Below are 7,237 nucleotides of genomic sequence, written 5' to 3' on the forward strand. Positions count from 1 at the left end.
TCACGAGTTCCTCAACCACAGCCCTGAAAGGCAGGCGACCCTCATGACCACCGACATCCTCTCCGACGCCGACGAAGCCCATCGCGACGAAGCGACGCTCTACTACGTCGTGCCGCTCAAGCCCAAGGACCAGCTGGAACAGATCATCGAGCGCACCGAAAAGATCGTGGACTGCGCCTACTTCGACAAGGAATGGAAGCGCGTCGGCTCGACGCTGGACACCACCGGCGGGACCCAGAAGATCCGGTTCACCGAGCGCTGCCGCGAGATCCCGCCGCAGGCGCTCGAGCAGCTGGACGGCCGCAAGCCCGATCCGACGGTGACGCTGTTCGCCGCGGTGGCCAAGACGCTGCGCACGTCCTGCGGCCTGCCCAACACCTTCGTCGCCAAGGGCGCGGACGGTGCGACCTGGCTGACGATCCCGGTGGACCTGAAGACTTCGCGCGGCGTCGTGCTCGTGTTCCGTCGCCCGGAGTCCGGCGGCGCCGAGACGCTCATCGCCACGACGGATCCGGAGATCCGCAACGGCAGCAGCACCTGACAGGAAGCGCCCGGTCCCCCGGGCGCTCTTCAGCGCGATGGCGGCGCGGGACGCGTCACGTCACGTCCCCCGCCGGCAGGTGCACCCGCAGGTCGCCGCAGAGGATGGCCGTCCGGCCTCCGAGTTCAAACGCGATCGATCCGGTCAGGCACATCCAGCCGCCCTGCAGCGTCAGATAGGGGCGTGTGAGCTGGACGGTGCCGGGGAAGCTCACCGCGCGGCGGAAGTACTGGCGCCGCGACCAGCGGGCGCCTGAGCAGTTGTGCAGGGGCTCGAACTGCTCCGCGCGCTGCAGCTTCTCCCGGGCCGCGTCGTCGCGGAAGGCGATGTCGGCGAGCTGGCGTCCCTGGTCGTCGAGCAGGTAGCACATCGACGCGTTGGGCGCGGACAGGAAGTCCGCGCAGGCCTCGTCCATCGATCGCCCCGCCGCCAGGGCGACGCTGGCCTGGCGCAGCCGGTCGCAGTGGATGGCCATGGATTCCCGCCAGCGGTCGTCCTTGCGGGATTGCGCCTCGTCGAAGCTGTGCCACGCGGCGTCCAGCGCCTCGCTGCCGTCCTCCAGCGACAGGGTCGCCGCCTGGGGCCGGCCGAAGAAATAGCCCTGGACGAAATCGGCGTCGCAGGTCAGGGCGATGTGGGCGCCTTGCAGCGTCTCGATGCCTTCGACCAGGACGAGCGCGCCGCATTCCTGCAGCAGCGAGACCATGCGCTGGAGGATGCGCAGCGCCTTCGGATCCTGCTTGGCGCGCAGGAGCACGCGGCGGTCCAGCTTGACGAGGTGCGGCGCGAGGTCGAACACACGCTCGAAGTTCGAGTGCCCGGCGCCGAAGTCGTCGAGCGCGATCAGGCAGCCCTTGGCGCGCAGCTGCTGCAGCGCCGGATAGACGCGCTCGTCCTCGAACAGCGGGGACTCGAGCACCTCGATCACGACGCGCGACGCCCGGATGCCGCTGGCGTCCAGCGCGCGGTCGATGTCCTGGAGCGCGCCGGTCGATTCAAGCAGCGTGGCGGGATGCAGGTTCAGCAGCAGCCACTCGGGCGAGTCGCGCTTGCCCATGGCCGCATACGCCTGCAGATGCTGCCGGACGGCGCGGACGTCGAGGTCGGCGCGGGCGTGGTGGTCGGGCAGCCCGTCGAAGAGCCGGTTGGGCGCGATGGGGCGGCCGTCGGCATCGCTGGCTCGAAGCAGCGCTTCATGGCCGACCAGACGGCCATGGGTGAGGCTGAAGACGGGCTGGAACGCCGTGGCGAGCGCGCAGGACGCCGTTCCTTCGGAGGTGGGGCTCATCGAGGCGCTGCGCAGGCAGTTTTCATTCCCGCATCATCGGAGGGATCCATCGGCTGCGGGAGAGGGCGGCCCAGGAAGGGCGTGTCTGCCGTTTCCCTACAGGGAAGCCGCCTTCACCTCAGTCGTCTTCACTTCTGGATTCCGAGCGCCTTCCGGGCAGTGGCGATCCGCTCGTCGTAGGACTGTTTCTCCAGCGCCTGGATGGCGTCTTCCAGGACGCGTCCGAGGGGCACCTGCATGTCCGCCTCCAGGCTCCTGGCCGCCAGCGCGGTCGCTTCCCAGCACTGCGTCAGCCGGGGCGCGAGGCGCTTGCCCTTCTTCGTCAGCTGCACGATGCGCTGTCGCGCATCCGTCTCCGAAGGCGTCACGGACACGAGGTCGGCCTCCGTCATCCGGGCGACCGTCTGCGTCACCGCAGGTTGGCTGATGCCCGCGCTCTGGGCGATCTCGCTGATCGTGGCGACGCCGTCCTGCATCAGCACGCGCATCACCGGCGTATAGCGCGGACGGTAGCTGGGGTCCAGGTTCTCGTAGGAGCGTTCGACGGCGCTGTCCAGCAACTCGATCAGGTGGCGCAACTGCGTGCCCAGGGTTCTCGTCATGGCTGTCTCCATCGGGTGTCGCCGGGAGCGGCCCCGGCCTGCCGGCCGCTGCGCCACGCCAGCAGCGCCACCGTGGCCATGGCCGTCACGGCCAGGGTCACCGCCGACGCTTCCACGCCGAAGCGGCCACCCGTGAGCCACGCCGGCCCGTCGAGCGCGGTCTGAAGCACTCCCATCGTCTTGTTGCCGGAGGACGAGAGGCCGAAGATCGCCGTGGTCGCGAAGTTCCATCCGAAGTGCAGGCCGATCGGCAGCCACAACCGGCCATGCACGAGGTAGGCGGCGGAGAGCAGGGCGCCGGCGACCATGATGGCCAGGAAGGCCACCGCCGAGAAGCCCTCGGTGGGCAGATGCGCCAGGCCGAACAGCAGCGACGAGATCGCGAAGGCGGGCCACAGGCCCAGCCAGCCGACCAGGATGCGCAGCAGCACGCCGCGGAAGAGCAGTTCCTCCAGCACCGCGGCAAGCGTCATCTCGGCCATGGGCGCCAGCAGGTCGTGCCAGGTCATGCCCGTGATCCTCAGCACGCCGGCGGACCACAGCAGGCCGACGATGCCGCTGATCAGCGCCAGGCCGATCAGCGCACCCGTCAGGACCTCCCGCACGGCGGGGGTGCGGGCCAGCTCGTGCATCCGGCGCTGCTCCAGGACGTGCACGAACCAGCGATAGGCGAGCACGCAGAGCATCGCGGCCAGCAGTTGCGGCCACAACTGACGGTAGGGCTTGGGCAGGAGGGCGTGGATGCCCGCCATCGTCAGCGCCACCGGCGCCACGGTGGCGAAAGCGCCGACGACGATGCGCACGATCGGCGAGCGCAGCGACGGTCGGTACCAGGGAGTGGGTGGCGCGTACGAAATGCTTTCGACTGACATGGAGACCTCCCGGTAGCGGCGACGCAGCATGCGGCGCGCGGTTTTTATAAGCGCTTATGCTACAGATGCATTGCTGCTTATGCAAATCGGTCGGGTGCCGGGAGGACGACCGAGCCGGCGCCTTTGCGCTGATGCCGTCTTGATGTCCGATGCCCGAGAAGAGATGCCGTCTTGAGGTCGTGCCGCCTATCGTGAGGCTCCCTCATGCGGCCGATTGCGCCGCGAGATCTTGGAGTTCACCTCATCATGTTCGTCATCGGCAAGGACTACAGCCGCGAAGACATCCACGCCACCTGCGGCGGCAACAAGCAGGCCTTTCTTCCCACGCATCACGGCAAGGTCGTCGCGGCCTGCCTGAAGCCGGAGCGCAATCCCCAGGGGCCTGACGTCGTGCTGTGCAGCACCCGTGCCGCCTCGCGCGCGGCGGGGCGCACCTTTGCGCGGCAAGGCGGCGCGGTGCCGGTCTTCATGCGCGCGGACAGCAACCGATGGCGCTACGTCGGCCGCTACGAAGTCGCGGATTCGCTGACCACGCCGGCGGACTGCGCGCCGTTCATCTCGGGGAGCGGCCTGACCTTGAGTCAGGTGTCCCGCGTGATCCGGCTGCGAAAGACAGGCGACTGAGCGTCCGAACGGGTCGACGTGCAGGACTGCTTGTGCGCCGACCTGCTGAGCGAGGCTCGGGTCATGGATCGCCGCGTCCGCCCGAGGCGCCGTACACCTGACCGGTGGCATAGCTCGACTCGTTCGACGCCAGCAGCACGTACACCGCCGCGAGTTCCGCGGGCTGACCGGCGCGCCCCATCGGCGTGTCGGTGCCGAACTTCTGCAGCTTCTCCTGCGTCTGGCCGCCGCAGACCTGCAGCGGCGTCCAGAACGGGCCCGGCGTCACGGCGTTCACGCGGATGCCCTGCCTGGCGAGCTGCTTCGCGAGGCCCTTGGTGAAGATCAGGATCGCGCCCTTGGTGGTCGCGTAGTCCAGCAGGTTTTCTCCCGGGTCGTAGGAGTTGACCGACGCCGTGTTGATGATCGAGCTGCCCTCGGCGAGATGCGGGATCGCCGCCTTGCACAGCCAGAATGGCGCGTAGATATTGGTCTTGAAGGTCCAGTCGAACTGCTCGGTGCTGATGTCCAGGATCGACTCGTGGCTCTGCTGCCGGGCCGCGTTGTTCACGAGGATGTCCAGACCGCCGAGCTCGCGCACGGCGTCCGCCACCAGCTTCTGGCAGAACGCCTCCTCGCGCAGGTCGCCCGGCAACGCGATCCCTTGGCGTCCTGTTTCCCGGATGAGCTCGATCACCTCGCGCGCATCGGGCTCCTCGTCGGGCAGGTAGTTGATCGCCACGTCCGCGCCCTCCCGCGCGAACGCGATCGCGGCCGCGCGGCCGATGCCGCTGTCGCCGCCGGTGATCAGCGCGCGCCGGCCGGCGAGGCGGCCATGACCCACGTAGGTCTTCTCGCCGTGATCGGGCGGCGGGATCATGTCGCGCGCCAGGCCCGGCCAGGGCTGGGACTGCTTCTGGAAGGCGATCGTGTCGGCCTTGCCGGTCTTGTCGGAAGAGGTCATGGAAAGGCTCCTAGGCGCAGCGCAGGCGCTCCAAGTGGGCCGCGAAGCCGTCCGGCGCCCGACCGTCCTGTCGGGCGCTCGTGACCACGCGCACGGTGTTGGTCCAGGCAATGCGCATGCCGAGCGCGTGGAGCCGCTCCACCAGCTCGACGTCCTCGCGGCTGCGCAGCTGCGCGAATCCGCCCGCCTGCTGATAGGCGCTCACGCTCACGCCCAGGTTGGCGCCGTGGATGTGGCGATGGTCCTCGGCATCGGTGTAGCCGAGCTCGTAGGCGGTCCGCTCCTCGGGCGTGAAACCGGTCCAGTCGTCCACCTCGACCACGCCGCAGACGGCTTCGGTCCGCAAGGCCAACTGGCGCGAGAGCCAGCTTGGCGACACGACTGAATCCGCGTCCGTGAAGGCCAGCCAGCGCGCGCCTTGCTCGATCAGGGCCTGCGCGCCGGCCGCGCGCGCGAAGCCGACGTTGCGCGCCTCGACGGCCACACATTGCACGCCGAGGTGGCGCGCGATCTCTGACGTCCGGTCGCGACAAGCGTCGAGGACGACCAGGATGCGCACCTCCTCACCGCGCAGGTCAGGATGCTCGGCGGCGACCCGCAGCGCCTGCAGGGCCCGGCCGATCAGGGCTTCCTCATTGTGGGCGGGGACCACCGCGCCAATCATGGCCGCAGTCCTTCGCGTCGGGCCACCGACCGGCCGTCCAGGCTCCAGACCTCGACGAGGAAATCCTCCTCCTCATGCCGCAGCAGCCGTGTCCAGCCGAAGTGCTCCTGGAAAACCGCGCTCATGAGCCAATGCACGTCGTCCCCGCTGCGGAAGTAGTCGCCTTCGGGATGTCGCCAATGGCTGGCGAGCAGCGTGCCGCCGGCCGCGAGACTCGCCACCGCGCGGGCTATCGTCTGACGCAGTGCATGGTCGTCGAGGTAGTAGCCGATCTCGCTCAGGACGACCAGATCGAAGCGGCCTTCGGGCCAGTCTGCGGGGATCTGCGCGCAGTCCACGTCGACATGCGGCAGATGCGCCAACCGGCGACGGGCGTGGGCGACGGCCGTCGCGCTGCCGTCGCTGCAGAGCAGCCGGTCGCAGCGCGTCGCCAGGTCGGCGCTCAATTCACCGTTGGCGCATGCGGGTTCGAAGACGCGCGCGTAGCGCTCGGCGGGCAGGCTGGCGAGGATCTGTGCGCGCTTGCGCCGCTCGTACCAGCGCGTGCGATAGCCCCAGGGATCAGCGTCTTCGCTGAACAGCGATTCGAAGTGATCGGCCAGCGCGCCGGCTTGCGGTCGGCTCGGCGCGGTCATGCCGGACGCTCGGGCATGAAGAAGAACTCCGCCGGTCGGAGCAGGCGATCCACGGCCTCGGGGAACAGCACCGGGGGGCGTTCCCCGTCCGGCATCAGCTGGCTGCGATGCTCGGACAACGCGAGCCATTTGTCCTCTAGCGCGCGCCCGGACAGGGGCAGTCGCCGCAGCCGATGCCAGGGGACGGTCGGATCGCCCGGTCGGGCCCAGTGCCAGGTCCAGACCGGCATCTCCAGCAGCGTCGCGCCGGCGCCGCGCGCCGCGTCGGCGCAGGCGCGGCCGACCGCATCGTGATCGGGGTGGCCGTCGTGGCGCCAGGTGGTGATCACCACGTCGTCCGGCAGCAGGTGTCGGGACAGGGCGTCGACCATCCGCCGTTCGTGGAAACGCACGCGGCCATCGGGCAGGGCGAGCGCGTGGACAGGAACGCGCAGACCGAGATGACGCAGACCCCTGAGGCGCTCCAGCCGCCGTTGCGCGGCGAGGTGCAGGGGCGTCCAGGTCGTCGAACCGGGGTGGCTGGCATCACCGTCGGTGACGCCGATCACCGCGACGAAAGGCGCGAGCGTCGACGCGCCGGGCGCGGCGGCGCGCAGACGCGTCGCGAGCAGGGACAGGAGCCCGCCGCAACCCAGCACTTCGTCGTCGGGATGGGGCGCGACCACGACCACGCGCGCGCCGACAGGCACGAGTTCATCGAGCGATACCGGCGGCGTCTCCCACATCGGCATCCACTGACGCCAAACGCGCTCCGGCGTTCCCGTGCCCTCGATCCGGCGACGGGTGGGGGCCTCGCCCGACAGCAGCTTCTGCCGCAGTTCCGGGGTTCCCCGATCGATTGTCAGAGCGTCCATGTCGTGTCCGCCTGCTTGAGGAGTTGGTGACCCAGGGCGACCAGATCCCGGTCGCCATGGCATTGGCGGATGAACACTGGCAAATCTGCTGCCAGGCGCGCGAAACCTTCGTCGTGGCACAGCGGGCCGGCGCCCATCGCGCGCGTGACGGCGCGCAGCACCTGCTGGGCGCATTCGTCGCTGGCGGCCCGCGTGCGCAGCGCCCACGCGCGCG

The 7,237-nt window shown here is 69.6% G+C and carries 9 protein-coding genes and 1 pseudogene; 2 read left to right on the forward strand and 8 right to left on the reverse strand.

Annotation, left to right across the window (positions count from 1 at the left end):
• Positions 1 to 541: hypothetical protein (locus tag VF536_RS01400; protein ID WP_331612994.1), on the forward strand; the 541-nt coding region annotated here is incomplete at its 5' end.
• A gap of 55 nt (positions 542 to 596) precedes the next feature.
• Here VF536_RS01400 and VF536_RS01405 read toward each other — a convergent pair.
• From VF536_RS01405 to VF536_RS01415, 3 genes are all read right to left on the reverse strand, one after another.
• On the reverse strand, positions 597 to 1,829 hold the full coding sequence (locus VF536_RS01405) for an EAL domain-containing protein (protein ID WP_331612995.1): 1,233 nt from the start codon (positions 1,827 to 1,829) through the stop codon (positions 597 to 599).
• 128 nt (positions 1,830 to 1,957) lie between these two features.
• Complete coding sequence (locus VF536_RS01410) at positions 1,958 to 2,431, reverse strand: MarR family winged helix-turn-helix transcriptional regulator (protein WP_331612996.1); 474 nt, start codon at positions 2,429 to 2,431, stop codon at positions 1,958 to 1,960.
• Positions 2,428 to 3,303: a type II CAAX endopeptidase family protein gene (locus VF536_RS01415; RefSeq protein ID WP_331612997.1), complete on the reverse strand. Its 876-nt coding sequence runs from the start codon at positions 3,301 to 3,303 to the stop codon at positions 2,428 to 2,430. Before VF536_RS01415 ends, VF536_RS01410 begins: the two co-directional genes overlap by 4 nt.
• Before the next feature lie 246 nt (positions 3,304 to 3,549).
• Here VF536_RS01415 and VF536_RS01420 point away from each other — a divergent pair, with 246 nt between their 5' ends.
• Positions 3,550 to 3,927, forward strand: coding sequence for a DUF6697 family protein (locus VF536_RS01420; protein ID WP_331612998.1), 378 nt, complete (start codon positions 3,550 to 3,552; stop codon positions 3,925 to 3,927).
• Positions 3,928 to 3,988: 61 nt separating this feature from the next.
• Here VF536_RS01420 and VF536_RS01425 read toward each other — a convergent pair whose 3' ends face one another.
• From VF536_RS01425 to VF536_RS01445, 5 genes and pseudogenes are all read right to left on the reverse strand, one after another.
• Positions 3,989 to 4,870: an SDR family oxidoreductase gene (locus VF536_RS01425; RefSeq protein ID WP_331612999.1), complete on the reverse strand. Its 882-nt coding sequence runs from the start codon at positions 4,868 to 4,870 to the stop codon at positions 3,989 to 3,991.
• Positions 4,871 to 4,880: 10 nt separating this feature from the next.
• Positions 4,881 to 5,534: a glycosyltransferase family 2 protein gene (locus VF536_RS01430; protein ID WP_331613000.1), complete on the reverse strand. Its 654-nt coding sequence runs from the start codon at positions 5,532 to 5,534 to the stop codon at positions 4,881 to 4,883.
• Complete coding sequence (locus VF536_RS01435) at positions 5,531 to 6,169, reverse strand: class I SAM-dependent DNA methyltransferase (RefSeq protein WP_331613001.1); 639 nt, start codon at positions 6,167 to 6,169, stop codon at positions 5,531 to 5,533. Before VF536_RS01435 ends, VF536_RS01430 begins: the two co-directional genes overlap by 4 nt.
• Positions 6,166 to 7,023 (reverse strand): PIG-L deacetylase family protein, encoded by an 858-nt coding sequence (locus VF536_RS01440; protein WP_331613002.1) that lies wholly within the window; start codon positions 7,021 to 7,023, stop codon positions 6,166 to 6,168. The genes VF536_RS01435 and VF536_RS01440 overlap by 4 nt, the downstream gene beginning before the upstream one ends.
• Positions 7,011 to 7,237 (reverse strand): annotated as a pseudogene (locus VF536_RS01445) (acyl-CoA dehydrogenase); the annotation flags it as partial. The pseudogene VF536_RS01445 and the gene VF536_RS01440, both read right to left, overlap by 13 nt.

The organism is Roseateles sp. (assembly GCF_036486225.1).
In the GTDB taxonomy this organism is placed as follows: Bacteria; Pseudomonadota; Gammaproteobacteria; order Burkholderiales; family Burkholderiaceae_C; genus Roseateles.